This is a genomic window from Paenibacillus sp. ClWae2A (assembly GCF_032452295.1).
Classification (GTDB): Bacteria; Bacillota; Bacilli; order Paenibacillales; family Paenibacillaceae; genus Paenibacillus.
Genome location: NZ_JAULSQ010000011.1, coordinates 1 through 20,294 on the forward strand (window position 1 = coordinate 1; position 20,294 = coordinate 20,294).

Here is a 20,294-nt window from a genome sequence, read left to right on the forward strand (position 1 = left end):
GTATTAGGCATGCCGCCAGCGTTCGTCCTGAGCCAGGATCAAACTCTCCAATAAAGTATTGAAAAGAGCGATAAGCTCATTTTGAATCTGACGAGATTAAAAATCTCATTTATGCTCCAGTTGATTCAAGCCAAGGCTTGTTTCAAACTTTCGCGTTCATTCTGCAAGCAGAATGTTTACTCACTCGTTGTTCAGTTTTCAAAGATCAAACTTGTTTTGTTACCGAACGTCGTTCTCTTCAGCAACTTTTATATCTTATCACATCCGAACCAACTTTGCAAGCTCTTTTTTAAGTTTCTTTCGAAGCTTATTTCAATCGCTTGCCGCACCGTGTAAACCGTGTTTTCTTGGCCGGACTTAGAATATACCATGTAGAGATTTATAATACAAGTCTTTTTTTGAGTAATTTTATATAACTCTATAATCTTTCTGTTTTTTCTACATTTCCACATTTATCTCACGTAAAAAGCCTCTCTATAAAAGAAAGGCCCTCTCATCAAATTGCATTAATATCTTTAGTTAACCGATAACCTCTTGGATGTGAAGCTGCCGTTGCTGCATTAGGTTAATAATGGTTCCTTCTACAGACACCATAGGCCGTGTAGGATGATCTCGATCAGAGAATACGATCTCTCCAATTTGGTTATTGCTGAGTTTTACTCGGATGCCATTATGGATCTGGGTCGAACGTTGAACAAACACTCTTACAATTGCAGGATCCAATTTCCCAAATGCCTCACTTTGGATCTGTTCTAGGACTAGGTATGGTGATTGTGCCTTGCGGTAAATCTTCTCCAGCGTCATGGCATGGAAAATATCAGCGATAGCTACAATCTTGGCGTAAATATGAATCTGCGTCCCACTAAGCTGCAACGGGTAGCCTGATCCGTCAACTTTTTCATGATGCTGCAAAGCTGCAAGTCTGGCTCCCTCATTAATGGCCTTTGCCTGTTTAAGGATCTGATAACCATATTTCGTATGCTGACGAATCTCTTCCTGCTCTGTAGCCGTCAACGTGGATGGTTTATGGAGAATCTGCGGATCTACCTTGTTGTTACCAATATCATGGAACAAGCCTGCAAACGCAACTTGCATCCAATCCTTGGAGGGAAGATCGATCCACTGGGCCAGTTGATAGGATGTGATCGCACTCAGTACAGCATGGTGATATACATAATCATGTTCTTGCATTACTCGTGGACTAAAGGTAAGCACATTATATTGTTTGAGATGTGCAAACACAGCCTCCAACTGTGTACGTAACTCATAGACAGGCAATTCAGCCGCCAGAGAGGACAGGAACGCATTTTTCGTTAGTCCAACCATCTTCTCATACTCATCCTGCAAAGACGTTACTACAGGAGCTGTCGTGACGTTCCCTGTCTTCCCTGCCCTTTCACCATTCTTGTCGTTGGCAGAACTTCCTGCAGACACAGATGCACCTTTGGTTCCTGTACTACTCGAAGCCATTCTTTCTTGTTCAATATCTACCTGTTGAATCATAAAGGCTCTGAGCACTTCCATATCCTTGGGTAAAATGACTTTTCCCTTCTGAAGCAGAACGTTGCCGCGAAGTGTTTGCACATCACTCCCAAGTTTGAGTCCTGGTTTGACTTCTGACAGGGTGATTAATCCCATGTGTATTCCCCTCACTCATCGTTCTTCTATGTTAATACAAACAAGACCATAGTCCCGGTTTTTCATGATATTTCCCATTATATTACTCAGGAATCAGGCTGTACATCCCAGATTCGGAAGAATAACAGGAAAGATTCCTTTATACAACAAAAGGGCTCCCAGTGGGAGCCCTCGCAATCTTCTTCCAATCTTCAAGTGATCGGTCTTTATAAAATTCTATATTATGCTTCCGAACCGGAATCGTCGCCCTCAACTTCATCAACGTCAGCTTCAGAAACGGTGCCTTCTTCCAAACTTACTGCCGGAGTTTGGGACTCCCCGTCTTCCAAGCCTTCAAGCGACTCATCGTCTGGTTCTTCTTCATTCTTATCGATTCGGCTGACTGTAGCTACTGAATCCTCATCACGAATATGAATCAGCTTCACACCCTGCGTGTATCGACCCATAGTGGATATGCCTTCCATGCTCATCCGGATCAACGTACCGCTAGACGTGATAATCATCAGATCCTCTTCGGTTTTAACCATTTTGAGGCTGACTACTGCGCCGTTCTTCTCTGTGACATTAATAGTCTTGATGCCTTTACCGCCACGAGTCTGCATCCGATAATCACTGACAGGTGTACGTTTACCGTAACCTTTGGCTGTAACGATCAGAACATCAAGCTCTTTATCAACTACATCCATGCCGATAACAGCATCCTGTTCATCCAATGTAATCCCTTTAACCCCGGTGGCACTACGTCCCATGGAACGTACGTTACCTTCGGAGAATCGAATAGACATTCCGTGAGCTGTACCCATGATGATCTCTTGCTGTCCATCGGTCAGCTTAACATCAATCAGAACGTCATCATCACGTAAGGAAATACCGATCAAGCCGCCTTTGCGAATATTGGTGTAATCCTCAAGTGGCGTTTTCTTCACAACCCCTTGGCGAGTAGCAAAGAACAAGTATCGGTCACTTTCGAATTCCTGAACCGGAATTACAGCATTGACCGATTCGCCCTGCTCGATCTGGATCAGGTTGATAATCGGCGTTCCCCGTGCAGTACGTCCAAGCTCTGGAATCTCGTAAGCTTTGAGACGGTACACTTTACCTTTGTCAGTGAAGAACATGAGGTAATTGTGAGAGTTGGTCACGAACAGATGCTCAACAAAGTCGGTATCTTTGGTATCCATTCCCACGACCCCACGTCCACCACGTTTTTGGCTGCGGTATGTGGATACCGGCAGACGTTTAACGTAGCCTGTATGGGTAATCGTAATGATAACCTCTTCACGTGGAATCAGGTCCTCATCCAGAATACTCTCTTCACCTACAGTGATCTCCGTCCGACGATCATCGCTGAAGCGGTCGCGGATCTCTTGCAGCTCTGTACTGATAATCTCAAGCACCAGATGCTCATTGGCCAGAATCTCGCGATACTCTCTGATTTTAACCATCAGTTCGTTATATTCATTTTCAATACGTTCGCGTTCCAGACCTGTGAGGCGTTGCAAACGCATATCGAGAATAGCTTGAGCCTGATCATGACTGAGTGAGAAACGCTCAATCAAACCTTCTCTGGCTGCATCCGCATTACTGGATGAACGAATCAATGTAATGATCTCGTCGATATGATCCAGTGCAATACGCAAACCTTCTAGAATGTGTGCACGAGCTTCAGCCTTTTTCAGTTCAAACTGCGTACGTCTGCGAATAACCTCAATCTGATGTTGCAGGTAGTGATACAACACTTCACGCAAGTTCAGAATTTTAGGTTCTTTATTAACAATCGCAAGCATGTTAATCCCGAAAGTGGATTGCATCGATGTATGTTTGTACAGGTTGTTCAGGACAACCCCCGGATTTACGTCTCTGCGAAGCTCAATTACAACCCGCATACCATTACGGTCAGACTCATCACGAAGGTCAGTAATACCATCAATCTTTTTATCACGTACCAACTCAGCGATTTTCTCAACGAGTCTCGCCTTATTTACCTGATAAGGCAGCTCCGTAACGATAATTCGCGCCTTGTTGTTATTCTCTTCGATGTTGGTTTTGGCCCGCATCGTTACTGAACCACGTCCGGTCTGATACGCCTGGCGAATGCCTGAGCGGCCCAAAATGTAGCCGGACGTAGGGAAGTCTGGTCCTTGAATGTAATCCATGAGTTCCATGGATGTAATGTCCGGATTTTGAATCATGGCCTGTACACCATCAATGACCTCGCCCAGATTATGAGGAGGAATATTGGTGGCCATACCTACCGCGATCCCGCCGACCCCATTGACAAGCAAGTTAGGAAAACGAGCAGGCAGAACGATTGGTTCATGTTCCTCACCGTCATAGTTCGGCTGGAAATCAATCGTATCCTTGTTGATATCTCTGAGCATTTCCATAGCAATCTTGGACAAACGTGCTTCGGTATAACGCATGGCTGCTGCCATATCGCCATCGACCGATCCAAAGTTACCATGTCCATCTACATGCATATAACGCAGGGAGAAATCCTGTGCCATCCGTACCATCGTCTCGTAAACAGCAGAGTCACCGTGTGGGTGATACTTACCGATAACTTCGCCGACGATTCTGGCTGATTTTTTATGTGGTTTATCAGGTGTCATGCCGAGCTCTGACATAGCGTACAGAATACGCCGGTGAACCGGCTTCAATCCATCACGCACGTCAGGTAAGGCACGGCTGACGATGATGCTCATCGCATAATCCATAAACGATTCACGCATCTCGACGCCTATATCCCGATCTGTAATCTGAGAGTTCATTTCTTCCGCCATGCTGGACCTCCTTCTTGTCCTTCAACAAACGTTCCATTCCGTCATGCAAAAAAATTGATTATATGTGAAAAGCCTAACAAGGCTAAAACCGCGCAAGAACGCTACTCTTTATTATATTACTTTCACAAAAGTTACACAATTAAACGTCCGCTGGGCAATAGCCTTTCTTCCGGGAACTTCTGCGTGTCTGGGGATACGCCCTGCCTTCCTCCCCAATTGCACATACAATGCTAGAAAAACGGCATATGTACTGTGCCTACCGAGGCTAAAGCCATTCCCGTTCTACGATCAAACTGCAAATTGTGCAGCTCATCGCACAAAACGCCATATTTCTCTATTATACCACTGAAATCGTCTCTTGTCCTTTGATTTCTCTGTGTCTGTCCCTCTTTAGAACTGAGCAAAACATGAAAGGACTGATGAATCTTGGGTATCCAACGCGTCTCCAGTAAATGGGCCAAAACAGCTGTGTTACAACGCAGTCGCATTGTGAATGAATATATCCCAGTGACCCGAAAATATAGCCGTCAAACTCTGGAACGAATGACTGAGCTATTTGAGTCCAACTATATCAAACCGGACCGTGGTACTTACGGTAATGGGGTCATGCGGGTGAAAACAACCCGTGTATACGAACCTGTCGTTGATTCCGAAGATTCCACCACATATGCAGAGGTTCCGGAAGAAACCAATGAGCGGAACGTACCTGATGAACCCGAAGCAAGGGCTGTTACCTCCAGAGCTACCTATCTCACAACAACATATCAACTCCAATACGGTACAGAGGAGAGATCATTTCATTCCCTGGAAGAACTCGAACGAGCACTGAATGATCGCATTCAGGAACGTGAATATATCATTCAACAGGGAATATCGCTGATGAAGCATGAAGATTTGCCTTTTGACTTGCGTGTGTTAACTCAGAAAAATTTGCAACACAACTGGGAAACAACAGGTATTCTGGGACGTGTTGCTGCGCCGGGCAAAATCATCACCAACATTCATGGTGGTGGACGATTGGCCACGTTTGAAGAACTCGTACTCCCCCATCTTCACAAGGAGGGCTTCAAAAAACTTCGCACTGAGCTTTACCGCTTAGGTATTCACACCGCTGTGCAATTGCAAACATCATTTCCAAAGCTCAAAGAGATTGGTATTGATATTGCGCTAGACGAAGAAGGACGTCCCTGGATTCTTGAAGTCAACACACTGCCAGGCATTTATGCTTTTGGCTTATTACCGGACAAGGAGACGTATCGGAAGATCAGACGCTATGCCATTGCGTACGGTCGTTTGCCCTCCAAAAAGAGTAAGAGCTCTCGCCCATCCGCCAAAGCACAGGCCTCGTCTGCCAAAAAACGTGTACGTCGCTAACAACGAGACACGGAAGTCTACTGCTTCCTATTTCGTGATTCCAATAATATAAAAAGGCGCCCTCTCAGGCGCCTCTTCGGATATCGTTAAATGTCGAGGTTTTTCACGTATTTTGCATTTTCCTGGATAAAGTCACGACGCGGCTCAACATTATCTCCCATCAGGGTGTCGAACATCGTATCAGCAAGGATGGCATCATTGATCGATACTTGCATCATCGTCCGGCTCTCCGGATCCATCGTCGTTTCCCACAATTGTCCGGCATTCATCTCGCCAAGACCTTTGTAACGCTGGACGTTGAATTTCGCATTTTCGCCGAGCGTTGCAATAATTTCATCGCGCTCTTTCTCGGAACCGGCATAACGAATCACTTTGTTACGCTCAATCTTGAACAATGGCGGTTGCGCAATATATACATAACCTGCCTCAATGATTTTACGCATGTACCGGTACAGGAATGTCAGCAATAGTGTTCGGATATGAGCACCATCGACGTCGGCATCGGTCATCAAAATGATTTTGTGATAGCGGGCTTTGGCAATATCGAAGTCATCACCAATACCTGTACCCATTGCCGTAATAATTGCTCTAATCTCCGCATTACCCAAGATCCGGTCGAGACGAGCTTTTTCCACGTTTAGAATCTTACCACGCAGCGGCAAAATCGCTTGGAAATGACGATCCCGGCCTTGCTTCGCTGATCCGCCTGCAGAGTCACCTTCGACGATGTACAATTCGCTGATTGAAGCATCCTTGGATGAACAGTCTGCCAGTTTACCTGGAAGTGAGCTTACTTCAAGTGCACCTTTACGACGTGTCAGTTCACGGGCTTTACGGGCAGCCTCACGCGCACGTGCTGCTTGCAGACCTTTTTCCAAAATGCGACGGGATACGGAAGGATTCTCTTCCAGGAACTCCTGCAGCTTCTCGGCAAACAAGGATTCGACAATTCCACGCACTTCGCTGTTGCCCAGCTTGGTCTTTGTCTGTCCTTCAAATTGCGGCTCCGGAATCTTGACCGAAATAATAGCTGTCAAGCCTTCACGCACGTCATCCCCGGAGAGGTTCCCCGTGCTGTCCTTGATTACCCCCGCCTTACGGGCGTAGTCATTGATAATCCGCGTAAGGGCACTCTTGAAACCTGATTCATGCGTTCCGCCCTCATGCGTGTTGATATTGTTCGCGAAGGAATAGATATTCTCGGTGTAGTTGTCATTGTATTGCAGGGCAACTTCCACCTGGATGTTATCTCTGGAACCTTCAACGTAAATTGGATTCTCATGCAGTACTTCGCGCTTCTGGTTGAGGAAGGAGACGTATTCGATAATGCCGCCTTCATACAGGAATGAGTTGGTTGCACCTGTACGCTCATCCGTCAGTGTAAGACCAATGCCCTTATTCAGGAACGCCAGCTCACGAATACGGGCAAGCAAGATTTCATAATCATAAACTCTCGTTTCTGTGAAAATTTCAGGGTCTGGGTGGAACCTAACCGTTGTTCCCGTTTCTTCCGTTGTTCCAATTACTTTCAGGTCATACTGTGGAGCTCCACGACGGTATTCCTGTTGATAGACATGCCCGTCAACCTTAACTGTGACAACAACTTTTTCGGATAGTGCATTAACTACGGATACACCTACACCGTGCAGACCACCGGATACTTTGTACCCGCCGCCACCAAATTTACCTCCTGCATGGAGGACGGTCATAACGACCTCAAGCGCAGGACGTTTCATTTTGGCATGTTCACCGACAGGAATCCCACGTCCGTTATCAACAACAGTGACACTGTTGTCTTCATGGATAGTAACCTCGATATGGTCACAGTAACCTGCGAGCGCTTCATCGATACTGTTGTCCACTACTTCCCAGACCAGATGATGCAGACCTTTGGCACTGGTGGAACCGATATACATCCCCGGACGTTTCCGTACGGCTTCCAGTCCTTCAAGAACCTGAATTTCATCTGCACCATATGACGGTTGATTCATAGACATGCTTTCACCTACTTCTATAGATTCAATAGCGTAAATATGCGTTAACTAATAATGTTTGCTGAGATAGGCAACGTCCATCATTTCAGCCAGTTGTCCACATAAAGACAAGCAGCAAAAGACACACCCTTATGCCAATTAACTACTAGAGATCAGGAAAAATGTGAGCCCGCTTCTTCAGCGTGGCTGAGGAAATCGGCGAGTAGTACACAATGTTTTTGGTCACCACAATGGACTTGGCTTCCTCCTCACCGATGTGTTCCACGGTTTTTTCCTGCTCGGCATGCGTAACATATTGCTTGGAGATCTTTGAGGATTTTTCAATCGATATATCAAAAATAGCGACCAATTCGGAAGAACGGATGATCTTCTCACCGCCCAGATGAATGTACATAAGCCCTCACTCCTTAGCGTTCAACCTGTCCGGCATGAACGTGATAAATACTGGCATCTTTGAGCTTGTCAACGTTCAGGCTCTCGATCCCCGTAGCCGTAATAAAGGTTTGCACCTTGCTCTGGAACGTTTCGATCAGCTGCGTCTGGCGAAAAGGGTCCAGCTCGGACAGGACATCGTCCAGCAACAGAACTGGATATTCTCCGATTTCTTCATGAATCAGTTCAATTTCCGCAAGTTTAAGGGACAACGCTGTTGTGCGCTGCTGCCCCTGCGAGCCATATGTTTGTACTTCCCGATCGTTAATGAAAAAGGACAGGTCATCCCGATGCGGCCCACTAAGGGTTGTGCCTCGGCGAATCTCCTGCTCTTTCATTTGTGATAATTTTATCATAAATTGGTCCATTAAGACAGCTTCATCTTCCTCAGCGGCTTCGCTGAAGGACGGAAGGTAGGCCAGGCGCAAGACTTCTCCGCCTCCGGTGATCCCCTGATGAATCGTTTCTGCCCACTTTTGCAGTTTCTTTATGAATTGTTTCCTTTTTTTGACGATTTTAACACCATGCTCTACCAGTTGTTCGTTCCACACCTCAAGCATGGTCTGGGCTGATGCCCCTTGTCCCCAAAGCTGCTTAAGCAAATTGTTTCGTTGGACGAGCACTTTTTGGTATTGCTGCAGGTGATACAGGTAACCTGGTGCTACCTGCCCGATCTCCATGTCAAGAAACCGGCGGCGGACCCCCGGTGTGCCTTTTACAATCTCCAGATCCTCCGGTGCAAACATCACGACATTGAGCGCTCCGACAAAATCACTTAACTTGCGCTGCTCCAGGCCGTTAATTTTTGCTTTTTTGCCCTGTTGCGACAAGGATAGCTCAAGCTTGACCGATCCGTACTTTTTGTCAACCTCTGCTGCAAGTCTGGCACGTTCCTCACCGAAACGAATCAGCTCCTTGTCACGGGATGTACGGTGACTCTTGGTGAGTGCAAGTACAAAAATCGCCTCTGCAAGATTGGTCTTGCCCTGGGCATTTTGCCCGATCAACAAGTTTACGGGACCAAAAGAGTCCAGTCTCAGATGTTCATAATTGCGGAAATTCTGCAGATCAATGCTGTTCACAAACACGCGGTAACCTCCCTCTTATCCCGTCCGTCAGGAGGCAGCAGGATCGAACTGGTCTTCTTATTCTGCGGCAACTTCGAATGTGCCTTCTCCGTCCACTTCAACGATATCCCCAGGGTATAACTTACGTCCCCGACGTTCCTCAGGCTCTTTATTCACACGTACAAGTCCTTCCTGAAGCAAAGCTTTGGCCATACCTCCGGTTGGGATGCAATCAGCCAGTTTCAAAAATTGATCAAGCTTAATATATTCCGTTCGAATCGTAACTTGGTTCACTGTAATCTTCCTTTCGTTAGTTGGTCGTCCGGTATGGCAATATGACGTAAAGGCTGTGACTGTCATCCAGCGGTTTCAAGATAATTGGACTCATGACTCCTGTAAAAGCAATCATCAGTTGCTCACTTTCAACAACTTTCAGCACATCCAGCATGTATTTGGAGTTGAACGAGATTTTTAACGGATCTCCTGTAAACTCGGCAGGTTCGATTTCTTCTCTTACTTTACCTAGCTCGGAAGAGCTTGAAGAAATTTCAACGGATCCTGAATCCATCGTCTGCATACGCACGATGTTTGTTTTCTCTTCACGCGACAGCAAATAAGCCCGGTCAATGGATTCACTTAATTTTTTTGTATCTAAAACAAGTTCTGTTTTGTATGACGTTGGAATAATTCTAGAAGTATCGGGATATGTTCCGTCCAAAATACGGGAGTAAAACAATACACGGTCGATTTTGAACAGGACCTGGTTATCTGCAACAACGATATCCACAAGGGTATTTTGATCCGGAACAATTTTGCTGAGCTCGTTCAGCGTTTTACCGGAAATGACCACGTTGTTGAAGCGGATACCTTCTGCATTATCCAGCATTGCTGATCGAGTAGCAAGACGGTGACGGTCTGTTGCCACAAATTTCAATTCATTGTCACCCAAACTCCAGAGTACACCTGTCAGGATTGGAGTAGTCTCATGTGTGGAAATGGAGAAGACCGTTTGTTTGATCATATTTTTCAGCAAATCTCCTGGAATGGAGACCGTTTGGTTTTCTTCGATGCTTGGCAGAACCGGGAATTCTTCCGGATCAAGACCTACCAGTTGAATTTCGGTAGCACCTGCGGAGATAAAGGTGTTGAAGTTCTCCTTGACTTCCATGTGCACTTCCTGTGATGGCAGCTTCTTGATGATCTCCACGAAAAACTTGGCTGGCAAAACTACACTGCCGGGTTGATCTACCTGAACTACGCTTTTATCTCCATCTTCAAGCGGGATGAAGGATTGAATGGATATATCGGTGTCACTTGCTGTCAACGTTACACCTTGATGATTCACGTCGAATTTGATACCGCTCAGAATGGGAATCGTTGTACGGCTCGAGATTGCTTTGGATACTTGCTGTATGGAATCGTTTAAGTAGTTTTTCATTATGCTGATTTTCATGGTTTCACTCCTAGCGGATTTTTTGGGTGTTGAGGTGTTGAAAGGTATTTTTCAAAAGCCGAAGGCTAAGCTCCGAAATGGCTATTTTGGAGATGATATCTTTAAGATCTTTTTAGTAATAATAGTAATAGGGGCACTGAATATGTGGATAAGTGGGTATAAACCCGTACACCCAAGCCTATCCACATGTGTATACGTTGTGCATAGGCTTGGGACTTGTTCAGGTTGGATTCTTAATTTTTTCGGTTAAGTTGTTGATAACTTTATAGAGATCCTGATCGTTTTTAATCGCTTGGGAGATTTTTTCGTGAGCATGTATGACAGTGGTGTGATCTCGTCCTCCGAATGCTTCCCCGATTTTGGGCAGAGAAAAGTCTGTCAGTTCACGAGAGAGATACATGGCAATCTGTCTTGGAAAAGCAACTGCCTTGGTCCGTTTCCGTGCTTTGAAATCTTCAAGCTTAAGGCTATAATACTCGCCGACCTTTTGTTGGATGTCATGAATAGTGATCATTTTGGGACGACTGGAAGGAATAATATCCTTCAGTGCTTCAGCTGCCAGATGAGTGGTTACATCTTGATTAGTCAGTGAAGAATAAGCAACGACCCGAATCAGGGCGCCTTCAAGTTCACGTATGTTGGTGTCAATCTGGTTGGCAATGTACATCATTGCTTCATTTGGAATATCCAAGTTTTCCGCACGTGCCTTTTTCCGCAAGATTGCGATCCTTGTCTCCAAATCTGGAGGCTGGATATCCGTAATTAACCCCCATTCAAATCGAGAACGAAGTCGTTCTTCCAGTGTCGGAATTTCCTTCGGTGGTCTGTCGCTGGAGATGATGATCTGCTTCCGTTCCTCATGCAGCGCATTAAACGTATGGAAAAATTCCTCTTGTGTTGATTCTTTTCCCGCCAAAAACTGAATATCATCAATGAGCAAAATGTCGACGCTCCGGTATTTGTTACGGAAGCTCTCCCCGCGGTTGTCACGGATCGAGTTAATGAATTCGTTCGTGAATTTCTCAGACGACAAATAAACGACTTTGCTGCCCGGATCATGCTCCAGAACGTAATGTCCGATCGCATGCATCAAGTGAGTTTTACCGAGACCTACCCCTCCATACAGAAAGAGAGGGTTGTAAGCTTTGGCGGGCGCTTCAGCGACCGCCAGCGATGCGGCATGGGCAAAACGGTTGCCCGGCCCGATGACAAATGTATCGAACGTATATTTCGGATTCAGCATGCTGAGTACCGCTTCTTCCTGTACAACTGTAGGCGTTGGTGCCGGCAGTTGCGGGTCCGGTTCAGCAGGCTTGTTCTCTTCAATGACAAATTTCACATCGACTTGTTTGCCAAGCAGTTCGTATACCGTCGATCCAACCAATTTGGTGTAACGGCTCTCCAGCCATTCGACGGCAAACGTAGTTGGTGCGGAAATGACGATGGAGCGGTCATTCAGTTTAGTAGCCTTGGTTGCTTTGAACCAGGTATCAAAACTGGGTTTGCTGAGTTTGTTTTGTATGATTGATAAAATTTGCTGCCATAAATCAGAAGTATGGCTGTCCACAGACTGTCACTCCTTTTACATGTTCCAAGTGTGGCTTAAGCCATGATGCAGTGTCGAAATACGAGATATATTGTTGAATTTATCCCCAAACCCCCGCAGGTCGAAAACAAAAAAAGTATGAACAACGGAAAATTGTTCACAACTTTATCCACAGGCTGTTGATAATATTATGGGTCAGATCACATATTCACATCCAAAAGTAATACAATCATAGCAAAAGAAACCCCGCATTTCAACGTATCGTGTGATTTTATCCACAAATTCAATAACTTGTGTATAATTTTTAGTCACAACACAATATATTGTTTATAAACTGTTTAATTTTCGACAGAATGACCCAAAAACCAAAAATGTTTTATACACAGGTTATCCGTCAAATGATGCCAAATTGTGTGTAAAAGTATTCTTCGTTTGTGAATAACCTGTCTGTGGATAACCGTGAAGTGAAAATAGAGCATGATCAAGATCGGAAAAAGAGTGACCTCTCACCCTCGTGTTTTTCTTGCCAAGGGGGCGATGCTGAAAGCCATGAATTCAGTGTCAGGGTAGGAGACGGAGAGGGGAGTAAACTCATGCCTTTAATTGAACAAGATCAGTGGTATATTTTCTGAGCGGATGGTAATTCTGTGATCGGCGATGTAGAAGAATAATGGACCAAAAGGACTTTATTTTGAGACATATGTAATGTGAATCATCAGGATCAAGAGGTAAGCTGATGCTCAAATATTGATGTTGAAGTATATGAATGTATAATATGAATTCAAAGGATAGATTATGCGTGTATTGCAAAAGAGGGTGACCCCTAAAACCGATTTTTGGTTTTAGGGGTCACCCTCTTTTTTTGTGAAGAGATGAAGTATAGATTGATGATTTAGAGACGAGGAAGGGACATCTTACGCTGGAATTCAGCGATATCTGCGTATTCCTCTTCCAGTTTGCGAGAGATCCGAATAAAGATGGGCAGCAGCTCTTGGTAGAGTACAGCATTCTCTTTGACAGGGGTATGTCGATGCGTTGTACCCACCATGGAAGAAACGGCATGAAGCGAATCTATTCGCCCTGTAGCGTACAAACCAAGTACAACGGCACCCAGACAGGAACTTTCGAAGCTCTCGGGTACAACCACTTCCTGATTGAAGATATCGGACATCATCTGGCGCCAGAGAGGGGAACGAGCGAACCCCCCTGTGGCTTGAATGGAGGTAGGTTGCCCAATCTGTTCTTCCATGGCGAGCAGTACCGTGTACAGATTGAAAATAACCCCTTCCAGGACAGCACGGATCATATGCTCTTTCTGGTGATGGAGTGTTAAGCCAAAAAAGGAGCCACGGGCATCAGGATTCCACAATGGGGCACGTTCGCCCGATAGGTACGGATGAAACAGAAGTCCTTCCGATCCTGGCCGGACACGTTCGGCAATTTTGGTCAGCACATCATAGGAATTGATGCCAAGTCGCTTCGCTGTCTCTACTTCAGACGCGGCAAATTCATCCCGCACCCAGCGAAACAGCATGCCACCGTTATTCACAGGCCCACCAATAACCCAAAGATTCTCTGTAAGGGCGTAACAGAACGTACGACCTTTGGGGTCGGTAACCGGACGGTCCACGACAGTGCGAATGGCTCCGCTGGTGCCGATGGTTGCTGCGACAACACCAGGTTCAATGGCGTTTACGCCGAGATTGGATAAAACCCCATCACTTGCGCCAATAACAAAGGGCGTGGAGGGGGAGAGAGCCATTTTTTCAGCCGATTCGTGATTCATTCCTTCTAATATATGTGTTGTAGGTACGAGCTTCGAGAGATGGTCGGGTGTAATGCCTGCAACCTCAAGGGCCTCTGCGTCCCAGTCCAGTTGTTCCAGATTGAGTAAGCCTGTGCAGGAAGCGATGGAATGGTCGACGACATATTGTCCGAATAGACGGAAGAATAGGTATTCTTTAATCGAAATAAATTTGGCGGTGCGCTCGAAAAGTTCAGGTTCATCGTGGCGCAGCCACATTAATTTGGTCAGCGGTGACATGGGATGGATCGGTGTACCTGTGCGCAGATAGATGCGATGACCCAATCCATTCTCTTGCAGCTGGGTAGACCATGCTGCACTTCGATTATCCGCCCAGGTGATGCAACGGGTTAAGGGTTTGCCGTCCCGGTCCATGGCAATGACGCTATGCATAGCCGAGCTGCAGGATACAAACAGGATCTGCTCGGCAGCAACACCACTCTGATCCATGACTCCCCGGACAGAGCGGAGGGCCGCTTGTATAATCTCTTCAGGGTCCTGCTCGGCAACATCGGGTGCAGGGGTATACAAAGGGTATTCCTGTGTTGAGGTACTGACGACAGAGCCTTGCTCCGTAAATAACACGGATTTGGTACTGGTTGTACCAATATCGATCCCAATCATATAGTTGTTCATATATTTAATCCTTCTTTCTCCAGAAAGCGATGAGATTTTAATTTCTTTCTACTATAGAGACTCCATTTATACCACTGTACTCAGGAGCAAAATAAAGATCAGTCCCACCACGGATAATAGTGTTTCCATAACGGTCCACGTTTTCAATGTCTGGGAAACGCTCATATTAAAGAATTCTTTGATCATCCAGAATCCTGCATCGTTCACATGGGACAGTATGAGTGACCCCGCGCCTGTGGCGAGTACAACCAGCTCAATATTGGCGCCTGGTGTGAGTGCAAGGACTGGAGCGACGATGCCAGCGGCTGTTGTCATGGCTACGGTTGCTGAACCGGTAGCTACACGAATGAGCGCAGCGACAAGCCAGGCAAACAGGATCACGTTGATGTTGGCATGGGTAGCGACATCAGCAATGGCGTTGCCCACACCACTATTGATCAATACCTGTTTGAAGGCACCGCCTCCACCAATAATGAGAATGATGGTCGCCGTAGGCGCCAGACATTCACTGGTGAAGCGAGAAATATCGTGTTTGGTGAATCCACGTGCAAAGCCGAGTGAAAAGAGGGCAAATACAACTGAAATCAGCAGAGCAATGATCTCATGACCGATAAATTCACAGAAAACGGTGATGCCGCTGGTGGCATTTGGGTCAATGATGCTGGCTATGGAACCAATCAGCATCAGAATAACCGGTAGCAATATGGTAAACAGGGTGATACCAAACCCAGGCATGTTGCTGTTTGTTTTGGTTGCGAATTGTTCAGCCAGTTCTGCTGGCGGTTTGGTGTGTATTCTTTTTCCAATAAATTTACCAAACAAAGGACCTGCAATAATCGCTGTAGGAATACCAACAATAAGAGAGTACAAAATGGTTTTACCCAGATCCGCGCTGTAGGCTTCAATCGCTATCATTGGCGCTGGGTGGGGTGGGACCAGACCGTGTACAGTCGATAAACCGGCCAAAATGGGAATACCAATCTGCAGCAGAGACATATTGGTTTTACGTGCAACGGTGAAAATGATAGGAATCATCAAAATCACGCCGACTTCGAAGAAAACAGGAATACCAACGATAAATCCAACAATCATCATGGCCCAGTGCACACGTTTCACACCGAACCGATCAACCAATGTAGTTGCAATGCGCTCGGCACCCCCAGATTCGGCCATCATCTTACCAAGCATCGTACCAAGAGCAATAACAATTGCAATGGTTCCAAGTGTGCCGCCAAGTCCCCCGGTAATGGAAGAGATCACATCGGCAGGTTTCATGCCTGTAAGCAAACCGAGCATTAATGCGGACAACAGCAGGGTGATAAAGGGATTCCATTTATACTTGGAAATCAAGACGATCAGAAAAACGATCGCAATTAACGTCCAAACCAATAATGTTGCGTTGTGGGATAGTCCAAAAAGAGTGCTCATGATGTTATGTGCTCCTTTATTTCTGATATAGAACGCTTACAAGTGAGATTATCGTCAACAATTTTTTCGTGCCGGTACTAAATAGAAGAGGTGATGGCGAGAAATGTAGTTTTATCATGCCCAAAATGAAAACAAAATCGCGTTTTGTATACTTGTCGACAAGTTAAGCCGCAATCACTCACAGCGGATATGATTGCAAACGCCTTGCTCCTTTTAGGAATCAAAGCTTTCGTGCAGGGTTTTGCCGGAATCTTGGAAATACGTGCGGACTCCAGCCTGAATGAGCATTTTGTCACCGGATTCAAGTGCTTCAACGAGCAAACGGTGTTTCTCAATTACAGCGCTTACTTTCTGCTCGCCTTGAACAAATACTCTACGCGTTGTGAGCAGCATAACGGTCATCACAACATATCGAATACTCTTCCATAGATGTGAAATACGGGAATGCTGGGCGGCTTCAATAATCGTTTCGTGAAAAACGAGATCCTGATAGGCGAATTCGACAGCGTCCTGATGTCGTCCAGCGAGTTGCATTTTGTCGATTACGTTACGCAACTGGGTGATTAATGATTCTGGGACATCACCAGCGAGTCGCTGCTGCACAAAACTTTCAATCAGGAAACGGACATCATACAATTCTTCGACATCCTTGATTCGTAGTCCAATGACAACGACACCCATACGTTCAAGTCGAATAAGTCCTTCATTGGACAATGTTCGTAACGCTTCACGGACAGGTGAACGACTGCTGTCAAAATCAGCCGCAATTCGATTTTCCGACAAAATCTCTCCAGGTCGAAGGGTACCGCTGATGATCCGCAGCCTTAATTCGCAGGCAATGGCTTCACCACGGGAAGCCCCTTGCAGCCAGGAAGAAGGAAATAACATATGGCTAACGCTCCTATTAATAAGTAATCAGTTCATTACTGATCATAGCATAACTACTTTGCGGACTGGACATTCAGTTCAATCCATAGTCTGTAGCTATATGATAACGGCTAATGTTTTTTTCAAAGGACTACTTGTATACAAGATGTGATTTTTATCCTACACCTTTCTCAAAAGCTTGTAAACCTTAATTGAAGCGGATACAACCGGATTAGAATTCGACGATAATAATAGCCTATAATCATTATCCACATGTGAATAACTTCAAACAGGATGTAATGAAGGAGATAGCGGGTATTGGAGGGTGTGGATAACTATAAATGCTGAAATAGGGTGATCTGATCAGGGTCTGGGGATAACTTTTGGGACTCTCTTCGGGGCTTGGTAATGGTATTGAAGTGAACGGACTGTGGTCATTACTTTGGGCGGGATGGAGAGCGTATATAAAAGAGGGAGAAGCCTTGCGCCTTGCAGTTGACTTTTCGAGGTGATCATGGTTAAATATATAAAGGTGTTTTCTGTGAAGATGAAAGTGATTCATCACATAAGTATTTCCTTGTGAGGAGGTGCAATACATTGAGACCTACATTCAAACCGAACGTTAGCAAACGTAAAAAAGTTCATGGTTTCCGGAAAAGAATGAGCACGAGCAACGGCCGTAAAATTTTGGCCGCACGTCGCCTTAAAGGCCGTAAAAACCTGAGTGCTTAATGCATTGAAGACCACCGAGGTGGTCTTTTTTTTCTTAATGAGCTCAAATCAGACTGGATGCTGCTACAGATCAGGTCTGAATGGTCTGCCAAAAAGTGCTGAACACACACGAAGTATGTTGAGTGAGTTTTTCATTTGTCGAAAACTTACCTTATATAATGATGAATCGTTGATAGGTTTAAATGGCCAATCAACATTCATCCCGGATGAATGCGGATCAGTTCAAGTAGCTGATTAACAATCATCCCAAATGAAGTTGTCACCAAGACGGTTTACCGTCATTCAAGAAAGCCTATACTAAATCAGTAATGAGGCCTCCGTCAATAACATTGGTGGAGAACAGCAAGGAGAAGCGCCGTGTATAAAAGACTGCGTCTACGAAACCGGGCGGACTTTAGCCGCGTATACCGGTATGGGAAATCGTTTGCCAATCATCAATTCGTGGTGTATGGCTGTCGCCGTAAAGATACGGAACAATTTCGGGTCGGCGTATCATGCAGCAAGAAAATCGGAAACGCTGTCGTACGCAACCGGATGAGACGCATGATCAAGGAAATTGTTCGTCATCATGAGCATGAGATCGTCACGCAGATGGATCTGATTTTTATCGTCAGAAAAGGTGCACTGGACATGCCCTATAAGGAAATGGAAAAAAGCCTGCTACATGCGATGCGTAAGGGCTCTCTTTTGAAGTCGGGCAAGCGGTAAGCTTCGGTTTATTTGTCCTCCTAATTATGGTATGATTTTACGATGGAATGGAATGGTTAAGAGAGGGGTTATGAAGTGTCGCGATTGAAGACATCAAAGGGGAAGTGGATTCTCCTCATTGCAGTCATTGCAATGGTCACTGTACTCGCCGGATGTACTCCACAAGGAGCCGGGGTTACTACGGAAGATCTGAAGAATAGTGATTCTTTTTGGCAAGCTAATGTTATTTACTGGTTCTCACTGGCGCTCGATACATTCGCCAACTGGTTCAACGGTGAATATGGACTGGCCGTCCTTGTGATGGTGCTTATTGTACGGACATTGATTTTACCATTAACAATGAAACAAGTCCGTAGCTCCAAAGCTATGCAGGCGATTCAGCCGCAGCTGAAGGAGATTCAAGCCAAGTTTAAAGATACACCTGAGAAAGTTCAGCAAGAAACGATGAAGTTGTTCCAGGAGAACAAAGTTAATCCGATGGCCGGTTGTCTGCCACTTATCATTCAGATGCCGATTTACATCGCACTTTATAACTCAATTTACGGAAACTCCAGTCTGAGAACGCATGATTTCTTGTGGCTCCAGCTCGGATCACCCGATCACCTGTTTATTTTGCCAGTGCTGGCTGCCATCACAACATTCATTCAAACATGGATGATGATGCGTATGAACCCTGCACAGCAAGTGGGACCGATGCAGTTCATGCTGTGGGTTTACCCTATCTTGATCTTCGTGATGTCCTACCAGTTCCCGTCAGCACTTCCGCTGTACTGGTTCTACAGTAACATCTACACGATCGTGCAAAACTATTTCCTTTACCGGAATAATGATAAAATCGTGGCTGAGGTCAACGTGAAGCAGAATAGCTCTTCCAAAAATGGAGCTAAACGCAAAAACGGTGGCAAAGCGACCGTCTCTGGAAAAGGGTCGAAAGGGGCCAAAAAATCGAAATGACCAAAGTCATTACGTCAGGAAAAACCGTTGAAGATGCTGTAAACCAAGGATTGACCGAGCTTGGCGTAAGTCGGGACAAGGTCGAGATACAAGTGTTAGAGCAGCCGTCAAAAGGATTCCTGGGTTTGTTCGGGGTGAGGGCGGCCAAAGTTGAAGTGAAATTATTGGCTGCACCGGAAGTCGTTCCACAGCCGATCAAGCCAGCTGCATACAAACCTGAAGTAGATGCATTACTTGAGGATGTTGCAGCTAAAAATCCCTATGAAGAAGCGGCTGCTTTCTTGAAAGAGGTCGCAGCAGGTATGGGACTGGATGTTGAGGTGCATATCAAAAAACAGCGGGATGGACATATCTTCAATATTGCCGGTGAAGATCTGGGCATGATTATTGGTAGACGTGGACAGACGCTGGATGCGCTCCAGTATCTAACGAACATTGTAGCGAACCGATATTCTGAAAGCTTCGTTCGAATTGTGCTCGACGCTGAGAATTTCCGTCAACGTCGGCGGAAAACGCTGGAGGATCTGGCTGAACGGTTGGCTGGACAAGCAATACGTACCGGTAAGGAAGTTGTACTGGAACCAATGCCTCCGCTCGAACGAAAAGTCATCCATGCAAAACTGCAAAATCACCCGCAGATTAAGACGTTAAGTAAGGGCGAAGAGCCTAATCGGCGTGTGGTCATTACGACAAAATAACACGAAATTGAAGACGCAATGGCTTCCTGCCCGGTGCAGAAGCCATTGCTTTTTTCGTACAGAAGCAATTTGATAAGGTGCGTAGAACAAGTAAAGAGTGAACTTAATACGATAAGTGGCATGTCATATGTTATATCATTAATAGATTTGAAAATGGATATGGCGTCCCCTGAGGGGCGG

Annotated in this window: 16 protein-coding genes; 5 read left to right on the plus strand and 11 right to left on the minus strand. The window is 45.6% G+C overall.

The features are described from left to right. Positions 1-519: 519 nt before the first annotated feature. Entirely contained in the window at positions 520-1,638 is a 1,119-nt protein-coding gene (locus QVE09_RS24330) for an HD-GYP domain-containing protein (RefSeq protein ID WP_315938900.1), read from the minus strand. A gap of 221 nt (positions 1,639-1,859) precedes the next feature. Continuing rightward, positions 1,860-4,421 (minus strand): DNA gyrase subunit A, encoded by a 2,562-nt coding sequence (gyrA, locus tag QVE09_RS24335; protein ID WP_315938901.1) that lies wholly within the window; start codon positions 4,419-4,421, stop codon positions 1,860-1,862. Positions 4,422-4,847: 426 nt separating this feature from the next. On the opposite strand from gyrA, the gene QVE09_RS24340 reads away from it, so the two are divergent. Next, positions 4,848-5,795 carry a YheC/YheD family protein gene (locus tag QVE09_RS24340; protein ID WP_315938902.1) on the plus strand — a complete coding sequence of 316 codons (948 nt, stop codon included), beginning with the start codon at positions 4,848-4,850 and terminating at the stop codon, positions 5,793-5,795. An 86-nt stretch (positions 5,796-5,881) separates the two neighbouring features. Here QVE09_RS24340 and gyrB read toward each other — a convergent pair whose 3' ends face one another. The 9 genes from gyrB to QVE09_RS24385 all read right to left on the minus strand — a co-directional run bounded on the left by gyrB (position 5,882) and on the right by QVE09_RS24385 (position 17,043). Further along, entirely contained in the window at positions 5,882-7,792 is a 1,911-nt protein-coding gene (gene gyrB / locus QVE09_RS24345; protein WP_315938903.1) for a DNA topoisomerase (ATP-hydrolyzing) subunit B, read from the minus strand. Positions 7,793-7,934: 142 nt separating this feature from the next. Further along, on the minus strand, positions 7,935-8,183 hold the full coding sequence (gene remB / locus QVE09_RS24350; RefSeq protein ID WP_017691405.1) for an extracellular matrix regulator RemB: 249 nt from the start codon (positions 8,181-8,183) through the stop codon (positions 7,935-7,937). A 13-nt stretch (positions 8,184-8,196) separates the two neighbouring features. Continuing rightward, complete coding sequence (gene recF, locus QVE09_RS24355; protein WP_076216624.1) at positions 8,197-9,309, minus strand: DNA replication/repair protein RecF; 1,113 nt, start codon at positions 9,307-9,309, stop codon at positions 8,197-8,199. Between the two features lie 57 nt (positions 9,310-9,366). Next, the gene (yaaA, locus tag QVE09_RS24360; RefSeq protein WP_036611994.1) at positions 9,367-9,582 is read right to left on the minus strand and encodes a S4 domain-containing protein YaaA; all 216 of its coding nucleotides are present in this window, start codon (positions 9,580-9,582) and stop codon (positions 9,367-9,369) included. Positions 9,583-9,598: 16 nt separating this feature from the next. After that, positions 9,599-10,741 (minus strand): DNA polymerase III subunit beta, encoded by a 1,143-nt coding sequence (gene dnaN / locus QVE09_RS24365; protein ID WP_017691408.1) that lies wholly within the window; start codon positions 10,739-10,741, stop codon positions 9,599-9,601. 220 nt (positions 10,742-10,961) lie between these two features. Further along, positions 10,962-12,308 carry a chromosomal replication initiator protein DnaA gene (gene dnaA / locus QVE09_RS24370; RefSeq protein ID WP_036611990.1) on the minus strand — a complete coding sequence of 449 codons (1,347 nt, stop codon included), beginning with the start codon at positions 12,306-12,308 and terminating at the stop codon, positions 10,962-10,964. An 871-nt stretch (positions 12,309-13,179) separates the two neighbouring features. Continuing rightward, positions 13,180-14,727 (minus strand): gluconokinase, encoded by a 1,548-nt coding sequence (gene gntK / locus QVE09_RS24375; RefSeq protein WP_315938904.1) that lies wholly within the window; start codon positions 14,725-14,727, stop codon positions 13,180-13,182. A 66-nt stretch (positions 14,728-14,793) separates the two neighbouring features. After that, entirely contained in the window at positions 14,794-16,155 is a 1,362-nt protein-coding gene (locus tag QVE09_RS24380) for a GntT/GntP/DsdX family permease (RefSeq protein ID WP_315938905.1), read from the minus strand. Positions 16,156-16,368: 213 nt separating this feature from the next. Next, the gene (locus QVE09_RS24385) at positions 16,369-17,043 is read right to left on the minus strand and encodes a GntR family transcriptional regulator (RefSeq protein ID WP_017691412.1); all 675 of its coding nucleotides are present in this window, start codon (positions 17,041-17,043) and stop codon (positions 16,369-16,371) included. 576 nt (positions 17,044-17,619) lie between these two features. On the opposite strand from QVE09_RS24385, the gene rpmH reads away from it, so the two are divergent. The 4 genes from rpmH (at position 17,620) to jag (ending at position 20,114) form a co-directional block, all read left to right on the plus strand. After that, the gene (rpmH, locus tag QVE09_RS24390) at positions 17,620-17,754 is read left to right on the plus strand and encodes a 50S ribosomal protein L34 (RefSeq protein WP_017691413.1); all 135 of its coding nucleotides are present in this window, start codon (positions 17,620-17,622) and stop codon (positions 17,752-17,754) included. Positions 17,755-18,111: 357 nt separating this feature from the next. Continuing rightward, entirely contained in the window at positions 18,112-18,462 is a 351-nt protein-coding gene (gene rnpA / locus QVE09_RS24395) for a ribonuclease P protein component (protein WP_017691415.1), read from the plus strand. Between the two features lie 75 nt (positions 18,463-18,537). Then, complete coding sequence (locus tag QVE09_RS24400) at positions 18,538-19,416, plus strand: YidC/Oxa1 family membrane protein insertase (protein ID WP_017691416.1); 879 nt, start codon at positions 18,538-18,540, stop codon at positions 19,414-19,416. Further along, entirely contained in the window at positions 19,413-20,114 is a 702-nt protein-coding gene (jag, locus tag QVE09_RS24405; RefSeq protein ID WP_315938906.1) for an RNA-binding cell elongation regulator Jag/EloR, read from the plus strand. Before QVE09_RS24400 ends, jag begins: the two co-directional genes overlap by 4 nt. The last annotated feature ends 180 nt before the right edge of the window (positions 20,115-20,294 follow it).

Bases quoted from the DNA above. Each gene is read 5' to 3' on its own strand.
- dnaN (WP_017691408.1), bottom strand. From the start codon at position 10,741: ATGAAAATCAGCATAATGAAAAACTACTTAAACGATTCCATACAGCAA.
- remB (WP_017691405.1), bottom strand. From the start codon at position 8,183: ATGTACATTCATCTGGGCGGTGAGAAGATCATCCGTTCTTCCGAATTG.
- QVE09_RS24385 (WP_017691412.1), bottom strand. From the start codon at position 17,043: ATGTTATTTCCTTCTTCCTGGCTGCAAGGGGCTTCCCGTGGTGAAGCC.
- gyrA (WP_315938901.1), bottom strand. From the start codon at position 4,421: ATGGCGGAAGAAATGAACTCTCAGATTACAGATCGGGATATAGGCGTC.
- jag (WP_315938906.1), top strand. From the start codon at position 19,413: ATGACCAAAGTCATTACGTCAGGAAAAACCGTTGAAGATGCTGTAAAC.
- QVE09_RS24330 (WP_315938900.1), bottom strand. From the start codon at position 1,638: ATGGGATTAATCACCCTGTCAGAAGTCAAACCAGGACTCAAACTTGGG.
- gyrB (WP_315938903.1), bottom strand. From the start codon at position 7,792: ATGTCTATGAATCAACCGTCATATGGTGCAGATGAAATTCAGGTTCTT.
- QVE09_RS24380 (WP_315938905.1), bottom strand. From the start codon at position 16,155: ATGAGCACTCTTTTTGGACTATCCCACAACGCAACATTATTGGTTTGG.
- gntK (WP_315938904.1), bottom strand. From the start codon at position 14,727: ATGAACAACTATATGATTGGGATCGATATTGGTACAACCAGTACCAAA.